Origin of the sequence: Ottowia sp. VDI28, assembly GCF_049532675.1 — a bacterium.
In the GTDB taxonomy this organism is placed as follows: domain Bacteria; phylum Pseudomonadota; class Gammaproteobacteria; order Burkholderiales; family Burkholderiaceae_C; genus Ottowia.
This window is the reverse complement of the sequence record NZ_CP149820.1, coordinates 3,057,184-3,074,761: the sequence shown is the minus strand read 5'-3', so window position 1 is coordinate 3,074,761 and position 17,578 is coordinate 3,057,184. Positions and strand designations below refer to the sequence as shown.

The following is a 17,578-nucleotide window of genomic DNA, read 5'->3' as shown; positions in this document are numbered from 1 at the left end:
GCACCTTAGCGCAAAACTCGGTGCGTTCTTGCCGAATCTCTCCGAAATGCCTGATCGCTCCAGACAATCGGCGAAAAAAAGCGTCAGCTATTCCAGCATCAGCACCTAACGGCGCCGCTTGGCTCTCGAGCTCAGCGCCCCCACGCCCGCCAGAGCCAAGGTCAGCAGTGCCAGACTACCCGTGCCCATGGTGGGAACCGAAGTCACTGCAGGTGTGACGGAGCCCTGGACCGGCGTAATGCGAACCCAGCCATCGGCGCCATTCAATGCAACAAGGGGTCCGTCGGTGCCCGGAGACAAGGGCAGCGTCCCCGGATCGACTATGGCCCCAGGCGCGCCCACGGCGACGAGCGGGTTGCTGATCGCATACGCCACGGACGCGGTGTAATAGCATGATCCGCCACCCGTGGCGCTAGTTGGCGGCGTGGCATTGACCGTCCACCAATTGGTGCCATCCGGAACCGTCCCGGCAGCCGAGGCACCGCCAGCTCCGGCGTTGTTCAAGTATCCGCCGCCGCCGCCCGCGCCTGTGCCAATCGTGCTTCCGCCTCCCGTATAAACATCCGTCGGAGCCAAGCCATCACCGCCATTGGCTGGTGTGCCGCAGTCTGGTGTATTGGCCATGGCAAGTGGCGCGCTCTGGCCGGAAATACCCAGATCACGCGAAGATTGGCCATAGGTGGCACTACTCCCTCCGCCTCCACCACCCGCCCGTAAATAGAAATTGCCAGCCATCTGCACGGCGGATGCCCCGCCGCCACCGCCTGCGGTGTAGACAGAGGTGATGGGCTCGGGCTCATCCCGTTTGGTGCCATCGGCGCTCCGGCCGCCACTGCCGGCGCCCGCGCCGCCTGCTCCGCCGTTCAAGGGAGTTGCGGCATTCTGATCGTCTTCGCCGCCACCCCCTCCCGCCGCAACGGTAATGGAGATAACATTGCCCGGCACAACCGCCACTCTGGCAGTCAACCTGGCCCCATCTCCCCCGCTTCCGCCAGGAAACAAGCCATCGAACCCCTGGATCCCAATCTGGATGTTCACCCCGGTGCCACTGCCGCCTCCGCCCCCGGCCAAATCCACATCCAGGGCCTGCACACCCGCCGGCACGGTGTAGCTATAAACACCGGGCGTGGTGTAGTTCACGGTCTGCGCCGAAGCCGCGGAGCCGGAAGCCCACGTCATCGCGCCAAGCACAGCCGAGAAAATAACGCCACGCTGCGGCAAGTTTCGGGAAACTATCCTGTCTGCAACAAACATTGTGATATTCCTCCCCGGGGAAAAATTCAGTGTACAAACTGATGCAAACAGCAGTTTTTGGTTTTATCAAAAACCCATTGAAAATACTCTTCGCCTCGACTCAACCGTCAGGGTTGGCCGTGAAAACCAGCCGCTCGGGAGCGCTGTAGCAAAGAAAGCGCTGATTGATCGCGCGGCCAATGGCGCACAAACCAAGCTGCTTGGCGATCTGCCGCCCCATCTGCGTGATGCCGCTGCGCGAGACGACGATCGGCACGCCCATCTGCGCGGATTTGATGACCATCTCGCTGGTAAGGCGCCCCGTGGTGTAGAAAAGCTTGTCGCGGCCTTGCTGCACGGCGGCTTCCTGCAGCCACATCCAGCCCGCGATCGTGTCGATGGCATTGTGCCGGCCCACGTCTTCCACGAAGAGCAGCATCTCTTCGCCCTGAAACAGGGCGCAGCCGTGCACCGATCCCGCCGATTTGTAGGTAGTTTCCTGAAGCCTGATGACGTTGACGACGCCGTAGAGCGCCTGCTGCCTCAGCGTGGCCTCTCCCAGGCGGATGCTGTCGACATCCGCCATCAGGTCGCCGAACACGCTGCCCTGGCCGCAACCGGTGGTCACCACGCGCTTGGCCGTGCGCTCGGCCAGGTTCGCGATGCCCCGGCGGGTTTTCACCGCGGCGGCGCCCACTTCCCAATCCACCGTGACCGATTCGACCTCGCCGACATCCGCCACCAACCGCTGGTTGCGCAGATAGCCCAACACCAACCACTCGGGATGCGCTCCCAAGGTCATCAGGGTCACGAGTTCGCGTTTGTCCACATACACGGTCAGCGCTCGCTCGGCGGGTATGGCCACCTGTAGCAGCTCGCCATGCTCGTTGATGGCGTCGACTTCCTCGGCCAGAGGGGCTTGGGCCGACGTCAAACGCGGCAGGGGCACGGTAAAGGGCGGTGGGGGAGTGTCTTCATGACCGGTGCATTATGGGTGCATCATCGCCCCGGCCGCTGGGACCGCCAAGCTCCAGCTCGGCATTGGCAACCTCTTCATACGCTGAAGTTGCCGAGCTGGAGCTCGGCGGTCCCAGGCGCCGGGGACTCATCCGGCACGCCGGAACGGCGAGCGCGCCTCCAGGTGCTCCAGGTAGTTTTCAATCCCTGCCCCCTCGCGCTCCAGGAAGCGCTCCACGGCATCCGAGAACGCCGGGTGCGCCAGCCAGTGCGCGCTGTGGGTGCGCGCCGGCATCAGCGCTCGGGCCATCTTGTGCTCACCTTGCGCCCCGCCCTCGAAGCGCCCTACGCCATGGGCAATACACCATTCGATCGGCTGATAGTAGCAAGCCTCGAAATGCAGGCTGTCGACCCGGGCCAGCGCCCCCCAATAACGCCCGTAAGCCACCCCACCCGCTTTCCCGGCGAGAGTACCCTCCGCACTGACGGCGACCAAGCTTGACGCGACGGGTTGGCCGTGGTGCTCGGCAATGAACATCACCCAGTGCTCCGCCATGACCTGGAACATGGCCGCAAAAAACTCCGGAGTCAGGTAAGGCGGATTGCCGTGCTCCAAATAGGTGCGTTCGTAGCAACGGTAGAAAAACGTCCAGTCTTCCTCGGAGATATCCCCGCCGCGCGCCCAGCGGAATTGGATGCCAGCTTCGCGCACTTTGCGCCTTTCCTGGCGGATTTTCTTGCGCTTTTCCTGCGTAAGGCTGGCCAGAAAATCGTCGAAATCCGCAAACGGGCGCATCTCTTGCGCAGACGGCTCAGGCGCCACGTTGTTCCAGTGAAACTGCACCTGCTGCCGCTGCAGCAACCCGGCCGCCTCGCATGCGGCTTGATCAGCCTCGTCGCCGAACAGCACGTGCAGGGAAGACAGCTTTTGCGCTTCGCACCAATTGATCAGTGCCCGCACCAGCGCCTCGCGCGCGGCCGCATCACGCGCCAGCAAACGCGAACCCGGCACCGGCGTGAAAGGCACAGCCACCAGCGCCTTGGGGTAATAGTTCAGGCCGTGCTCCGCATAAGCATTGGCCCAGGCCCAATCAAACACGTATTCGCCATAGGAATGCGCCTTGGCATAAAGCGGGCACCCGGCGGCCAGCTCATCGCCGTCCCAGAGGAGCATGAAGCGTGGCGCCCAGCCCGTGCGGGGTTCGGCGCTGCCGCTTTCATGCAATGCGCTCAGATAGGCATGCTGCATGAACGGGGTCGGTACTGCCTGCCTCGCCAACAGGGTATCCCAGTCGGAACTGCTGACGCCAGCGGGGGAGTCGACGAGTTGGGTACGAAAACGCAAGGGTGTAGACAAGACAAAAACCGAAGAAAGGGTTTGTAGCGGCCAAGGAATCCCGAGGGTAACGCCAACCCGATTATCTCGGTGGGCGAAGGCCCTTTTGGAGCGAGGCCGCGGCTCCGGCTGCTACCATGCTTGCTTCGTTTCAAGAGCACTGGTATGACTTTAAGAATCTGCGTGGCGCAGCTCAACCTCACTGTCGGCGACATGCCGGGCAATGCGCAGAAGATCATCGAGGCAGCGAAGGCCGCCCATGCGCAAGGAGCCAGGCTGTTGCTGACGCCTGAGCTATCGATCTGCGGCTACATCGCCGAAGACCTCTTCCTGCGTCCCTCATTCATCGCCGCCTGCAACGAAGCCGTGAAAACGGTCGCCCGGGAGACCGCGGATCTGACCGACTTGGCGATCGTCGTCGGCCACCCGGTCGGGCGTGACCAGCGCGGAAAAAGCATGACCGTGTCCGAGCGAACCAACTCCGCCAGCGTGCTGAAAAACGGCCGCGTGGTCGAAAATTACTCCAAGCGCCTGCTGCCGAACTACCAGGTGTTCGACGAGCGCCGCTACTTCGTTCCCGGGCAAGGCACCTGCGTCTTCCAGGCTGGAGACATCAGCATCGGCCTGTTGATCTGCGAAGACGCCTGGTTCGACGAGCCCGCCGAGCTGGCCACGGAGGCTGGCGCCGAACTGCTGGCCGTGATCAACGCCTCGCCGTTCCACCTGGGCAAGGGCTACGAACGCGAAGTCATGATGACCGGGCGCGTGCGCTCATCCGGCTTGCCGCTGGTGTACACCCATTTGGTGGGCGGTCAGGACGAGGTGGTGTTCGAAGGCCAGTCGTTCGCCATCGGCGCCGACGGCACGCTGGTTGGGCGTGCGCCCAGCTTCGAAGAAAAGCTCTTCTACGTCGATGTCAGCCGCAATGGCGACGCCTTGGCCCTGAAGGCAGAGACAGCCCCCGCCCGGGCGCCTGAAAGCGATCTGTGGGACGCCCTGGTGCTGGGCCTGCGCGACTACGTGGGCAAGAACGGGTTCAAAAGCGTCATTCTCGGGCTTTCCGGTGGCATCGACTCCGCGCTGGTACTGGCGATCGCGGTCGACGCCCTGGGCAAGGAGCAAGTGCACGCCGTCATGATGCCGAGCCCTTACACCGCCGGCATCAGCCTAGACGATGCCAGGGAAATGGCGAAGCGGCTGGACGTACAGTACGACGAGATCTCCATCCGGCCGGAATTCGAGCAATTCAAAGCATCACTCGGGCCGCTTTTCGGCGGGAAGCCAGAAGACTCGACCGAGGAAAACATCCAGGCCCGTATCCGCGGTGTGATGCTGATGGCGCTTTCCAACAAGCACGGCCACCTGGTGCTGACCACCGGCAACAAGAGCGAATATGCCACCGGCTACTGCACCCTGTACGGCGACATGTGCGGCGGCTTCGCGCCCATCAAGGATGTCGTGAAGACCAAAGTATTCGAGATGGCCCGCTGGCGCAATGCGCACGACCCGTACCGCACCGGCGCCAATCCGATCCCAGAGCGCATCATCACCCGTCCGCCCAGCGCCGAACTGCGCCCCGACCAGACCGACCAGGACAACCTGCCGCCCTACGAGGTGCTGGACGCCATCATCGAGCGCTACATGGAAAACGACATGGGCGTAGCCGAACTGATCGCTGAAGGCTTCAAACCCGAGGACGTGGAGAAAGTCACGCGGCTAATCAAGATCAATGAATACAAGCGGCGCCAGGCTGCCGAAGGCACCCGTGTAACCCACCGCGGATTTGGCAAGGATTGGCGTTATCCTATAACCAACAAGTTCAGGGCCTGACGCCCTGCTCCCCCTAGTCCTCTGCTTGCTGGAATCACCATGAAACAGATCACCGCCGTCATCAAACCTTTCAAGCTCGAAGAAGTACGTGAAGCCCTGGCCGATGTAGGCGTGACCGGTCTCACCGTGACCGAAGTCAAGGGCTTCGGCCGCCAGAAAGGCCACACCGAGCTTTATCGGGGCGCCGAATACGTGGTCGACTTTCTGCCGAAGGTCAAGATCGAGGTCGTCGTACCTGACGGCGATGTCGACCGCTGTGTAGACGCCGTCATCAAGGCCGCGCGCACGGGCAAGATTGGCGACGGCAAGATTTTCGTGACGCAGGTTGATCGCGTGGTGCGCATCCGCACGGGCGAGGAAGACGACGCCGCCGTGTAACTAGTCAGAACGACGCTGAACCGGGATCGGCAGCGCTATGCCAGCAGCCTGCATGGCAGCGCGCAGGCGATCCGGATAGTCTGAAATGATCCCATCCACGCCCCAGCCGATCAGACGCTGCATGTCGGCGGGCTGATTCACCGTCCAAGGAATCACTTTCAGGCCGATAGCCTGCGCAGACTTGACGGTGGCCTCATCCAGCGCAGCGAAATTGGGCGACCACACGGAGCCGCCGGCCGCCTTGACCATGTGCGCCACCGACGGGTAATCGCCCAGCCGCAGTCCGCCGGTCCATGCCGGGTCGGCCGCATTGTTGGCGTTCCGGGTCTTCATGGTCAGGTAGGCAGTCGGAATCGACGGCGCCTCTTGCTGCACCAGCTTGAGCGTGCGCCAATCAAAACTCTGGATGGTGACGCGCCCAGCCATGCCCGCCTGCTGAATCACCGCCAGCAAGGCTTTGACCATCCCTTCCGGCGTGGCTGTTTCGTCCGGTTTTGCGGGGCTCAACTTGGTCTCGATGTTGAAACGCACCTGTTCAGCCCCCAAGGTTTTGACGCGTTCGAACAGCGCAGCCAGCGTCGGCACGCGCTCACCGTCACGCGGTTGCTGATCAGGAAAATTGCGCGTGGTCGCACTGCCCTCGCGCGCGCGGCCGAGGTCGTAGGTCTGCAATTCCGCCAACGAAAGGCTTCGGATCAACGGCGTTGCGTTGCCCAGCCATTCGCCGCTGGCATTACGCGCCATGTCGTGCGCCAGGAATGGATCGTGCGAAACCACGGGAATACCGTCGGACGTCAACCCGATATCGAGCTCCAGCGTGGTCACGCCGATCGCCATGGCCTTCTCGAAAGCAGCCAGCGTATTCTCTGGCGCGAGGCCCCGTGCGCCACGGTGGCCTTCCAGGTCGAAAGCGTGAGCGGCCAACGAAACCGTCAGCATGGAAAGCAAGATAAAGCACTTCATGCCGAAGATATTAAGGCAACGCTGAATAAGTTGTCGTGTGCGGCGCGCCCTGGATCGGGATGGGATGCGGGGGCGAAAAGCGCAGGGATATCGGGCGATATCGCGAGCATTTTCAACCCCGCAGACCGCCCGAGTCCAGGGATGCGACGTGCATGAGAATTTATTCAGCGTTGCCTTAAAGGCACTCGCGCCTTCGTGGCGAATCAAGGCACGAGCAAGAGCTTCCCTGACGTCTTTCTGCTCCACAGATCCGCATGCGCCTTCGCCGCATCGGCCAGCGGATACTCTCCACCGGGGAACACCTTGAGCTTGCCCTGGCGCACCCAGTCGAACAACGCCGCCGATCGCGCACGCAGCAGTTCCGGCGTGCGGACATGGTGCGCAAACGTGGCATAGCCTATCTTGATGCTCCTGGGCAGGCTGTAAATGTCGATCACCTTCGTGGCTTCCAGCACCGGGCCGTACCAGCAGAAGGTTCCCCCGTAGGCCAGCACGTCCAGGGAAGCCTGGAAAGTTGCCATGCCTGAGCCGTCATAGACCACGTCCACGCCACGCCCCTCCGTCAAACGCAAGACGGCCTCGGCGAAGTTGCCATCACGGTCCACCACGACATGATCGGCACCGGCCGCCTTCGCCACAGCCACCTTGCCCTCGGACGACACGCGCGCAATCACCCTCCCTCCCCGCAGTTTGATGATCTGCGTCAGCAGCGATCCCACGCCGCCGGCGGCCGCGTGAACCAATGCGATCTCGCCCTCGCGCACCTGATGGAATTCCGTGGCAAAGTGGCTCGCGGTCAGGCCATTCATCATCAAGGATGAAGCTGTGGAAAAGCCAATATCGTCGGGCAGTTGCACCAGCGAGTCCGCTGGCACGACCACTTTTTCGGCATAACTGCCAGGCGCGTAGACCCACGCCACACGATCGCTCACGGCAAAACCGTGCACCCCCTCGCCGACCATCTCCACCCGACCGGCTCCTTCAGCACCCAGGACCTTGGGGTTGGGCATCTCGGTCCATGCCATGCCCTGCCGAATGCCAATATCCATGAAGTTGACGCCCGCCGCAGCCACCGCCACCCGCACCTCACCAGGCCCTGGCACAGGGTCCGGACGCTTGACATATTCAAGCACGTTGGTATCGCCAACTTCATTCATCACGACTGCTTTCATTTGCATATCCTCATTATGGAACGATCATTCAAAAAAAGACAAAAAAATCAGCGAAGCACCCGCAGGACCATTTGCCCTAGCGCCTGCAGTTGCGCATCATCTGCACCACCTCTTGCGGCTATGCGTATAGCCGCAATATTCGCCACCAGAAAAGCGGCGGCCTGCGCCGCATCCAATAGAGGATCCACGTCACCCTGGGCCTGCGCCTGCCGGATTTTTTCGCCGACGGCCTCAGCCAGAACCTCTCCCAAACCTTCACGCAAGCTGACCAGCTCATCGCTCGATCCGCCGAACTCGGTCACCGAATAGACGCCGAGACAAGGCGTGCGGGCCTCGGCCACCACGCGCTCCACCATGGCCCTCAGGCCATCGATCGCCTTGGGCCCACGCCCAAGCGCATACAGGTGAGCGCGGCATTCGAAATCGCCATAGCGGCGCACAGCCGCGCAATACAACGCCCACTTGTCTCCGAACGTGTCGTACAGGCTTTGCCGCCCGATGCCCATCGCGCTGGTCAACATGCCGGCGGATGCGCCCGCATAGCCATGCTCGCGAAACACACCTACAGCGGCGTCCAGCGCATGATCGACATCAAACTCTTTTGCTCTGGCCATAGGGCGATCATAATCATATTGGAACGATCAGTCAATAATTCATCGAAGCGCTGACCGAACGCTGTCCGTTCCTCCCTTGCAGCAACGCCCGCACGTCGGCCCCGCCCGGTGATTGGAAGCTGCGCAAGCCAAATTCCGGCAGGATGGCCAGCAAGTGATCAAAAATGTTGCCCTGAATGGCCTCGTACGCCACCCACGCGGTGGTATTGGTGAAGCAATACAGCTCCAGCGGAATACCTTCCGAGGTCGGTTGCATCAGGCGCACCATCACCGTCATGTCCTGCCGGATGTCCGGGTTGGCTTTCAGGTAGGCCTGCACGTACATACGGAAGGTGCCAATGTTGGTCAACCGCCTCTGGTTCGCCGGCACGCGGGCCAGGGCTTCGCCCAGCTCCCGCGCCTTCATGCCGCGCGAAATCTTGACCGCGCTGGCCTTTTCCTGAATGTAGTCGGCGATCAACTCGATCTCGCCAAGGCGCTCGATCTGATCATCCGTCAAGAAATGAATCGAACCCGCGTCCAGCATCAGCGTGCGCTTGATGCGGCGCCCGCCCGCCTCGCTCATGCCGCGCCAATTCCTGAAGCTCTCGCTCATCAGCTTCCAGGTGGGGATAGTGACAATGGTCTTGTCCCAGTTCTGCACCTTGACGGTGTTGAGCGCGATGTCGATCACGTCGCCATCCGCACCGGCTTGCGGCATCTCGATCCAATCGCCCACGCGCAGCATGTCGTTGCCCTCAATCTGCATGCCGGCCGTGAAAGACTTGATGGTGTCCTGGAAAATCAGCATCAACACCGCCGACATCGCACCAAAACCCGAGAGCACGATGAACGGAGACTTATCCGCCAGGGCGGCAATCATGACCACCACTGCTGTCACCCCCACGAGGATCTGGCCAAGCTGCACATAGGACTTGATCGAGCGCGAGCGCAGCTCCGGCTGTTCGGCAGCGCGCTCACCGTAGGCCTGCAACGTCGCATCCAGGGCCTTGAAAAGCGCGCGCGCCACGAAAAGCACCACCAGCGCGGCACTCACGTTCTCCACCACCGTGACCAGCCTCGCGGGCAGATGAGGAACGCTGCCCACGCCCAGCATCAGGACGAGCGCGGGCACGACCTGCGCCATGCGCGCCAGCACATCCCGATGCAGGAGCACGGCCAGCGGCCCCGTACGCGCTGCACGGTGCAGCCCGCCAAGTGCACGCCCGATCACGTGCCGCGCCAACCAGTGCGCCACCAGGCAAGCCAGCAACAATGCGAAAACGCCTGCCAGCGTCTGCATCCAGGGATCGGAAAAGGAAAGCTCCTGCCAGTTCAATGTTGAATCTCCTAGGCAATGGCTCCGGTCGCCCAGAAAGGCCGAGAGTTCGGCCGAGGCGTGGAGACCCGGCCACGACGGGGCCGGGATATGACAAAAAACAGTGCATCCGGCATGGATGCCACTGAATGACAGACTGCGCCTGACGCGATAGGTTCCGCTCAACTATCCTCGCGCGCTCCCATCATTCCTGCGGAGGGCGAAGCCGCCTGACTTTAAACCCTAAACATCAATGGCCGCCGCGGAACCAGCCTTCTTGCGCAGCTCGAACTTCTGGATCTTGCCGGTGCTGGTCTTGGGGAGCTCGCCAAACACAATGGCACGCGGCACCTTGAACCCGGCAAGATGCGCCTTGCAATGCGCCACAATATCGGCCTCGGTCACTTCGGCGCCGGCCTTCAGCTCGATGAAGGCACAAGGGGTTTCACCCCACTTGGGATCGGGCTTGGCCACCACGGCAGCGGCCAGTACGGCCGGATGCCGGTACAGCACGTCTTCCACCTCGATGGAAGAAATGTTCTCGCCCCCGGAGATGATGATGTCCTTGCTGCGGTCCTTGATCTTGATGTAGCCGTCTGGGTACTGGACCGCCAGGTCACCCGAATGAAACCAGCCGCCGGCAAAGGCCTCCTCGGTGGCCTTGGGGTTCTTCAGATAGCCTTTCATGGCAATGTTGCCGCGGAACATGATCTCACCCATGGTCTCGCCGTCCATGGGAACGGGCTGCATGGTGGCCGCATCGATCACCCGGGCATCCCGCTGCAGGTGATAGCGTACGCCCTGGCGCGCGTTCAGCCGCGCGCGCTCGCCGATGTCCAGCTCATTCCACTCTTCGTGCTTGGCACACACGGTGGCCGGGCCGTAGACCTCGGTCAAGCCATAAACGTGGGTCAGATCGAAGCCCATTTTTTCCATGCCTTCGATCATGGAAGCGGGCGGTGCCGCGCCCGCCACCATGGCCTTGACGCCGCTCGGCACCCCGGCCTTCATGTCGTCAGGCGCGTTGACCAACAGGCCGTGCACGATGGGAGCGCCACAATAGTGTGTCACGCCATGGTTGCGGATGGCATCGAAGATCGCCCTGGGCTCTACCCGGCGCAGGCACACGTTCACCGCCGCACGCGCGGCCACTGTCCACGGAAAGCACCATCCGTTGCAGTGGAACATGGGCAGCGTCCACAGGTACACCGCGTGCTTGGGCATGTCCCACTCGAGGATATTGCTGATGGCATTGGTGGCTGCGCCGCGGTGGTGATAAACCACCCCCTTGGGGTTTCCGGTGGTGCCGCTCGTGTAGTTGAGCGCAATGGCATCCCACTCGTCGCCAGGGTATTCCCACTCGAAAGCGGCATCGCCCTGGGCCACGAAAATGTCGTAGGTCACGCTGCCCACCTTCTCTGCCGCGCCATAGAGCACATCCTCTACGTCAATCACCAGCAAAGGTGCGTTGGACTCACGCAGCGCCAACGCTTTCTTCACGATGGCCGCGAATTCGGGATCGACGATCAGCACTTTGGCCTCGCCATGGTCCAGCATGAAAGCCACGGCTTCCGGATCAAGCCGCGTGTTGAGCGCATTGAGCACCGCACCGGCCATGGGAACGCCGAAATGGGCCTCCACCATGGGCGGCGTGTTCGGCAGCATCACCGCCACGGTATCGTTCTTGCCGACACCCGCCTGCCGCAGGGCACTGGCCAACTGGCGGGAGCGCGCATAGGTTTCGGCCCAGGTGCGGCGCAGGTCACCATGAATGATGGCCAGCCTGTCCGGATACACCTCTGCCGTGCGCTGTATGAAGGAAATCGGCGTAAGGGGTGCGAAATTGGCTTCGTTGCGCGGCAAATCGGTGTCGAAGATGCTGGGCATGCCGGTCTCCTGGATGATGTGGCAAGGGAAAGGAACTACGGGATAGAGAGGCCAAGCGGCCGAGAGACTCCTGGCTCATCATACTCAGCGCCTCTCACACGAGGCTGACAGCGATCAAAACTCGCGCGAAAGAGCTTCTCTGCAGCCGGATGTCACAATAGGCGGGTGGCAATTCCCCAGCATTTCATCCAGGAGCTTTTGGCTCGCGCAGACGTGGTCGAGATCGTCGGGCGCTACGTGCAATTGAAGAAAACAGGGGCCAATTTCTCCGGTCTGTGCCCGTTTCACAGCGAGAAATCGCCCTCTTTCACCGTCAGCCCTTCCAAACAGTTCTACCACTGCTTCGGCTGCGGCAAAAACGGCAACGCCATCGGCTTTCTGATGGATCACACCGGCGCAGGCTTCGTCGAGACGGTGCACGATCTGGCGCAGCAATATGGCATGCAGGTGCCAGAAGACGAGCGCAGCCCGGCAGAGCGCGCGCGCGCCGCCGAAGAATCAGAAAAGCGCGCCACACTGAGCGATGTGCTGGCCAAGGCGGCCGAAGCCTACCGGGGCCATCTGAAGCAATCCCAGCGCGCCATCGGATATTTGAAAAATCGCGGCCTTTCGGGCCAGGTGGCACGCGATTTCGGCCTGGGCTACGCGCCCGAAGGGTGGCGCGCGCTAGCCAGCGTCTTTCCTGACTACACCGATCCGCAGTTGCAGGAGTCCGGTCTTGTCATTGTGTCCGAAGAGGACGAAGGCAAGCGCTACGACCGCTTTCGCGACCGGATCATGTTCCCGATTCGCAGCGTCAAGGGCGAGGTGATCGGTTTTGGCGGCCGCGTACTGGGGGACGAGAAGCCCAAATACCTCAATTCACCCGAAACACCGGTATTTCACAAGGGCCGCGAGCTCTATGGCCTGTTCGAGGCTCGGCAGGCCCTGCGCGAGCACGGTTACGCGCTGGTCACCGAAGGCTACATGGACGTGGTGGCGCTTGCCCAGCTCGGCTTTGCCAATGCTGTGGCCACACTGGGCACCGCCTGCACGCCGGATCACGTGCAGAAGCTCTTCCGCTTCACGGACAGCGTCGTGTTCAGTTTCGATGGCGATGCCGCGGGCCGGCGCGCCGCCCACAAGGCGCTGGAAGCCGCCCTGCCCTTTGCCACCGACGTGCGCAGCGTCAAGTTTCTGTTCCTGCCGCCTGAGCACGATCCAGACAGCTTCATCCGCGCGGAAGGCCCGGAGGCCTTCGCCGAAGCCGTGAAGCAATCGGTGCCACTCTCGCGCTTTCTGCTCGACGCCGCCGCCGAGGAGGTCGATCAGGCGACTGCCGAAGGCCGGGCGCATTTTGCGGCCAAGGCCAAGCCGCTGTGGCAATTGCTGCCCGCGGGCGCGCTGGCCCAGCAGATCCTGGCCGACATAGCGGCTCAGGTGCAGTTGGGTACCCACGAGCTCCAGGGGCTCTGGGGCATCCGCCAGGCCGCCCCCCGGGCTGCCGCGCCCAAGCACTATGACAAGGAAAATCAAGGCCATCAGCGCTCCTCAGGCTACAGCCGGCAGCAGAAAACCTTCCGCTCGCCCGCCCCCATGAGCGGAGGCCGCCGCACCCTGCCTGCAAGCCGGGCCAGCCGGGCGCTGCAGATCGTCTTGACGGAACCTGCCGCTTGGGAAGCCTTGAGCGCCGCCGACCATCAACTGCTGTGCGACCTGCCTGAGCCTCACGGAACGCTTTTTGCCTGGCTCGACGGCCAGTTCCACAACTACGGCCCCCAGCCCTGGAGCGCGCTGCGCGAAGCCCTTCGAGGCCACGAGCACGAAACGGCCGCCGTGACGGAAATCGACAAGGTACCGCCGGAAATCGAAAGCGATCCGGCGGAGCTGCGCAATATTCTGAGTCTGGAACGAAAGGCCCAGCACGCGGCGGCCATGCAGCGTGCTGCCGAGGCTGGCGATATCGAAGCGCTGCGGCTGCTGCGCATGAACAGCCGTGAAACCGACGAAAACCCGTCTTAGAACGTAAATACAGTCACGTGGCCCTTGCAATTGGCGATTACCGCTATAATTAAGAGCTTACCTGACGGCAAGAGCGACAGCAGCACCTCCGGCCCGGCCAAAGCGCTTATGAAGCGCACCCCTCGCGTAAGGGGCGGCCAATATACCGCAAGGGCTGCATACCAAATGATCGCCCCTCTATCTTGCCCCGGCAGAAATGGCCTGGCTGGCGCTGCACGCGCAAGCTGGCTTGGCTGGTACGGCCCCAGGCAAAAGTGCCTGTCACCGCACGCTTTCTGCTTTTGATTCGATGCATTGCCCCACGAGGTACGCTCATGTCCGCTCAAAAAACGACCGCAAAATCCGCTGCCGCCGCCAAATCCGCGCCAGCCAAGGCCGCCAAGGCTGCCAAAGCCAAAGACGCCTCTCTTGAAGACGAGAAACTGACGCCCAAGAAACCCGGCCGCCCGGCTGCCAGCGGCAAAGCAGCCGCGGGCAAGCGCGGCCGCCCGAGCGCATCCGCCGCCAAGGGGATGAGCGAAGACGAGGATCTCTCAGACATCGAATCCGATCTCGAGGGTGAACCCGAGCAGGAAGCGGCTGCCGCGGTCGAGAAGGTCAAGCCCCTTCGCATGAAGATCAGCAAGGCGAAGGAACGCGCCTTGATGAAGGAATTCGGCCTGGACGAAACCGTCCTCACCGAAGAGGAAATGCTCAAGCGGCGCTCCAACCTGAAAACGCTGCTGAAACTGGGCAAGACGCGTGGCTACCTGACGCACGTCGAAATCTCCGACCACCTGCCCGACAAGCTCTTCGACGCCGAAACGCTCGAAGCCGTCATTGCCACCCTGAACGATCTGGGTGTGGCCGTGTACGAGCAGACGCCGGATGCCGAAACGCTGATCATCACCGACAACGCGCCCACCGGCTCCAGCGAGGAAGAAGCGGAAGAAGCCGCCGAAGCCGCCCTGTCCACCGTGGACAGCGAATTCGGCCGCACCACCGACCCGGTGCGCATGTACATGCGTGAAATGGGCACCGTGGAACTGCTCACCCGTGAGGGTGAGATCGAGATCGCCAAGCGCATCGAAGGCGGCCTGATGGACATGATGGAAGCCATCAGCGCCAGCCCGGCCACGATCGCCGAAATCCTGCTGATGGCGGGCGAGATCCGCGAAGGCAAGGTCGTCATCTCCACCATCGTCGACGGCTTCTCCGACCTGAACGAAAACGACGATTACGTCGCCGAGGAAGACTTCGACGAATACGACGAAGAGGACGACGACGACGGCAAGGGCGGCTCCAAGGCACTCACCAAGAAACTGGAAGAGCTGAAGAACCAGGCCCTGGAGCGCTTCGACCGCATCGCCGACCTGTTCGAGAAGGTGCACCGCATCTACGACAAGGAAGGCTGGGGCTCCCCCACCTATCACAAGGCCCAGCAGGCTCTGTCTGCCGAGCTGATGACGATCCGCTTCACGGCCAAGACCATCGAGAAGCTGTGCGACATGGTGCGCACGCAAGTGGACGATGTGCGCAAAAAAGAGCGCGAGCTGCGCCGCATCATCGTTGACAAGTGCGGCTACCCGCAAGAACTCTTCATCGCCGATTTCTCAGGCCGCGACCGTGCCGGCAACAAGGCGCCTTCACACTTGCTGGACCTGAAATGGGTCGAGAAGCAATCCACCGCCGGCAAGCCCTGGAGCGCGGTGATGGAACGCAACATTCCGCCGATCCAGGATCTGCAGCAAAAGCTGATGGATCTGCAATCGCGCGTGGTGGTGCCGCTCGACGAGCTGAAAGACATCAACAAGCGCATGAACGAAGGCGAAGCCGCCAGCCGTGATGCCAAGAAAGAGATGATCGAGGCCAACCTGCGCCTGGTAATCTCGATCGCGAAGAAGTACACCAACCGCGGCCTGCAGTTCCTGGACCTCATCCAGGAAGGCAACATCGGCCTGATGAAGGCGGTCGACAAGTTCGAATACCGCCGCGGCTACAAGTTCTCGACCTACGCCACGTGGTGGATCCGCCAGGCCATCACGCGCTCGATCGCCGACCAGGCACGCACCATCCGCATTCCGGTGCACATGATCGAGACCATCAACAAGATGAACCGCATATCGCGCCAGCACTTGCAGGAATTCGGCTTCGAGCCGGATGCCGGCATCCTGGCCGAGAAGATGGAAATCCCGGAAGACAAGATCCGCAAGATCATGAAGATCGCCAAGGAGCCGATCTCCATGGAAACGCCGATCGGAGACGACGACGACAGCCACCTGGGCGATTTCATCGAAGACCAGAACAATACCGCGCCCGTGGACGCCGCCATGCAGGCGGGCCTGCGCGACGTGGTGAAGGACATCCTCGACAGCCTGACGCCTCGCGAAGCCAAGGTGCTGCGCATGCGCTTCGGTATCGAGATGAGCACCGACCACACGCTGGAAGAAGTGGGCAAGCAGTTCGATGTCACGCGCGAGCGCATCCGCCAAATAGAAGCCAAGGCGCTGCGCAAGCTCAAGCACCCCAGCCGTTCCGACAAGCTGCGCAGCTTCATCGATTCGCTGTAATCTTCTGACGCCCGCACTTTTTCGTCATCCCCGTCTGCGTGGGGATGACGTTCATAAGCGCTGACACTCCAAAGCTGGCCCATGTCTACCTCGGCCAGCTTCTTTTTTCCATAAGAATTTCGCATGAACCCCGACGCTACCCACCTATGGAAAGGCCCCCGATGGGCCATGGCCGTCCTGCTGGCGGTGCTGGGCATGCTCGGGCCGTTCTCCATCGACACCTACATCCCGGCGTTCTCGGCCATTGCCAAATCGCTGAACGCCACGCCGATCGAGATGCAGCAGACGCTCTCGGCCTATCTGTTCGGCTTTGCCTTCATGAACCTGTTTCATGGCGCGCTGTCTGACAGTTTCGGACGGCGCCCTGTGATCCTGTGGGGGCTGGCTGTTTTTACACTGGCTTCCCTCGGCTGCGCGCTCTCGCAAAGCGTGGGGCAGCTTATTTTCTTCCGCGCGCTCCAGGGGCTTTCCACTGGCGCCGGCATCGTGGTGTCCCGCGCGGTCATCCGCGACATGTACCCCCTAGCGAAGCGCAGCGGGTGATGAGCCAGGTGACCATCTTTTTCGGGGTCGCCCCGGCACTGGCGCCCGTCGTGGGCGGTGTGCTCGCAGAAGCCGTGAGCTGGCACGCGGTGTTCTGGTTTCTCGTTGGCGTTGGCGTGGCCTTGTGGGCTCTCAACTGGCGGATGCTGCCCGAAACGCTGCACCAGAATGACCGCCAGCCCCTGCAGTTCGGCAACCTGATGCGCGGGTACTGGCTATTGTTGACCGACGTGCGCTTTCTGCTGCTGGCCCTGGCATCCGGCGTGCCTTTCAACGGCATGTTTCTCTACGTGCTCTCGGCACCGGCCTTCCTGGGCGACATCCTGCACCTCAGGCCTACGCAATTCTTTTGGTTCTTCATCATGAGCATCGCCGGCATCATGGCGGGCTCGTGGCTGTCAGGCCGAAAGGCAGGCAAGGTCGCGCCCAAGAACCAGATCATGCAGGGCTTTCGGATCATGCTGGCGGTGTCAGTCTTGAACATCGCCGCGAACGCCTTGTTCACGCCGCACCCCCTCTGGTCACTGTGGCCCATTACCGTGTTCGCGTTCGGCTGGGCCCTGATGGTGCCTGTCGTCACGCTACTGGTGCTCGATCTGCACCCCGAACGGCGAGGCATGGCCTCCTCTTTGCAAGCCGTGGTGGGCTCTACCGCCAACGGCATCGTCGCCGGCATAGTGGCTCCGCTGGTGATGCATTCGGCCATGGGGCTGGCGTTGATGTCATCGGCGTTTCTGGCGGTCGGGCTCGTGGCCTGGCTGTGGCTGCGAAAGCGCTGGCCGGAAATCGGCTAACCTCGCCTCAACCTGCGCTTTCCC

The 17,578-nt window shown here is 62.2% G+C and carries 12 protein-coding genes and 1 pseudogene; 5 read left to right on the top strand and 8 right to left on the bottom strand.

All coding sequences use genetic code 11. From position 1 onward, the window contains the following. Positions 1-105: 105 nt before the first annotated feature. From WJU18_RS14605 to WJU18_RS14595, 3 genes are all read right to left on the bottom strand, one after another. A complete protein-coding gene (locus WJU18_RS14605; protein WP_423460735.1) occupies positions 106-1,221 on the bottom strand; it encodes a hypothetical protein in 1,116 nt (371 codons plus the stop codon). A gap of 133 nt (positions 1,222-1,354) precedes the next feature. Beyond that, a complete protein-coding gene (locus tag WJU18_RS14600) occupies positions 1,355-2,182 on the bottom strand; it encodes a formate dehydrogenase accessory sulfurtransferase FdhD (protein ID WP_423460734.1) in 828 nt (275 codons plus the stop codon). A gap of 156 nt (positions 2,183-2,338) precedes the next feature. Continuing rightward, positions 2,339-3,547, bottom strand: a complete 1,209-nt coding sequence (locus WJU18_RS14595; protein WP_423460733.1) for a GNAT family N-acetyltransferase — start codon at positions 3,545-3,547, stop codon at positions 2,339-2,341. Between the two features lie 144 nt (positions 3,548-3,691). Here WJU18_RS14595 and WJU18_RS14590 point away from each other — a divergent pair, with 144 nt between their 5' ends. After that, complete coding sequence (locus WJU18_RS14590; protein ID WP_423460732.1) at positions 3,692-5,356, top strand: NAD+ synthase; 1,665 nt, start codon at positions 3,692-3,694, stop codon at positions 5,354-5,356. A gap of 39 nt (positions 5,357-5,395) precedes the next feature. Next, positions 5,396-5,734 carry a P-II family nitrogen regulator gene (locus tag WJU18_RS14585; protein ID WP_423460731.1) on the top strand — a complete coding sequence of 113 codons (339 nt, stop codon included), beginning with the start codon at positions 5,396-5,398 and terminating at the stop codon, positions 5,732-5,734. Here the strand turns inward: WJU18_RS14585 and WJU18_RS14580 are convergent, their stop codons facing one another. The 5 genes from WJU18_RS14580 to WJU18_RS14560 form a co-directional block, all read right to left on the bottom strand. Then, positions 5,735-6,697 (bottom strand): glycerophosphodiester phosphodiesterase, encoded by a 963-nt coding sequence (locus WJU18_RS14580; protein WP_423460730.1) that lies wholly within the window; start codon positions 6,695-6,697, stop codon positions 5,735-5,737. It abuts the gene before it with no gap. 203 nt (positions 6,698-6,900) lie between these two features. Beyond that, entirely contained in the window at positions 6,901-7,869 is a 969-nt protein-coding gene (locus WJU18_RS14575) for a quinone oxidoreductase family protein (protein ID WP_423460729.1), read from the bottom strand. A gap of 47 nt (positions 7,870-7,916) precedes the next feature. Next, on the bottom strand, positions 7,917-8,483 hold the full coding sequence (locus tag WJU18_RS14570) for a TetR/AcrR family transcriptional regulator (RefSeq protein WP_423460728.1): 567 nt from the start codon (positions 8,481-8,483) through the stop codon (positions 7,917-7,919). 31 nt (positions 8,484-8,514) lie between these two features. Next, the gene (locus tag WJU18_RS14565; RefSeq protein ID WP_423460727.1) at positions 8,515-9,801 is read right to left on the bottom strand and encodes a mechanosensitive ion channel family protein; all 1,287 of its coding nucleotides are present in this window, start codon (positions 9,799-9,801) and stop codon (positions 8,515-8,517) included. 222 nt (positions 9,802-10,023) lie between these two features. Further along, complete coding sequence (locus WJU18_RS14560) at positions 10,024-11,667, bottom strand: acyl-CoA synthetase (RefSeq protein WP_423460726.1); 1,644 nt, start codon at positions 11,665-11,667, stop codon at positions 10,024-10,026. A gap of 165 nt (positions 11,668-11,832) precedes the next feature. On the opposite strand from WJU18_RS14560, the gene dnaG reads away from it, so the two are divergent. From dnaG to WJU18_RS14545, 3 genes and pseudogenes are all read left to right on the top strand, one after another. Then, the gene (dnaG, locus tag WJU18_RS14555) at positions 11,833-13,668 is read left to right on the top strand and encodes a DNA primase (RefSeq protein WP_423460725.1); all 1,836 of its coding nucleotides are present in this window, start codon (positions 11,833-11,835) and stop codon (positions 13,666-13,668) included. Positions 13,669-13,982: 314 nt separating this feature from the next. Then, positions 13,983-16,217: an RNA polymerase sigma factor RpoD gene (rpoD, locus tag WJU18_RS14550; RefSeq protein WP_423460724.1), complete on the top strand. Its 2,235-nt coding sequence runs from the start codon at positions 13,983-13,985 to the stop codon at positions 16,215-16,217. Between the two features lie 123 nt (positions 16,218-16,340). Further along, a pseudogene (locus WJU18_RS14545) lies at positions 16,341-17,554 on the top strand (multidrug effflux MFS transporter). The last annotated feature ends 24 nt before the right edge of the window (positions 17,555-17,578 follow it).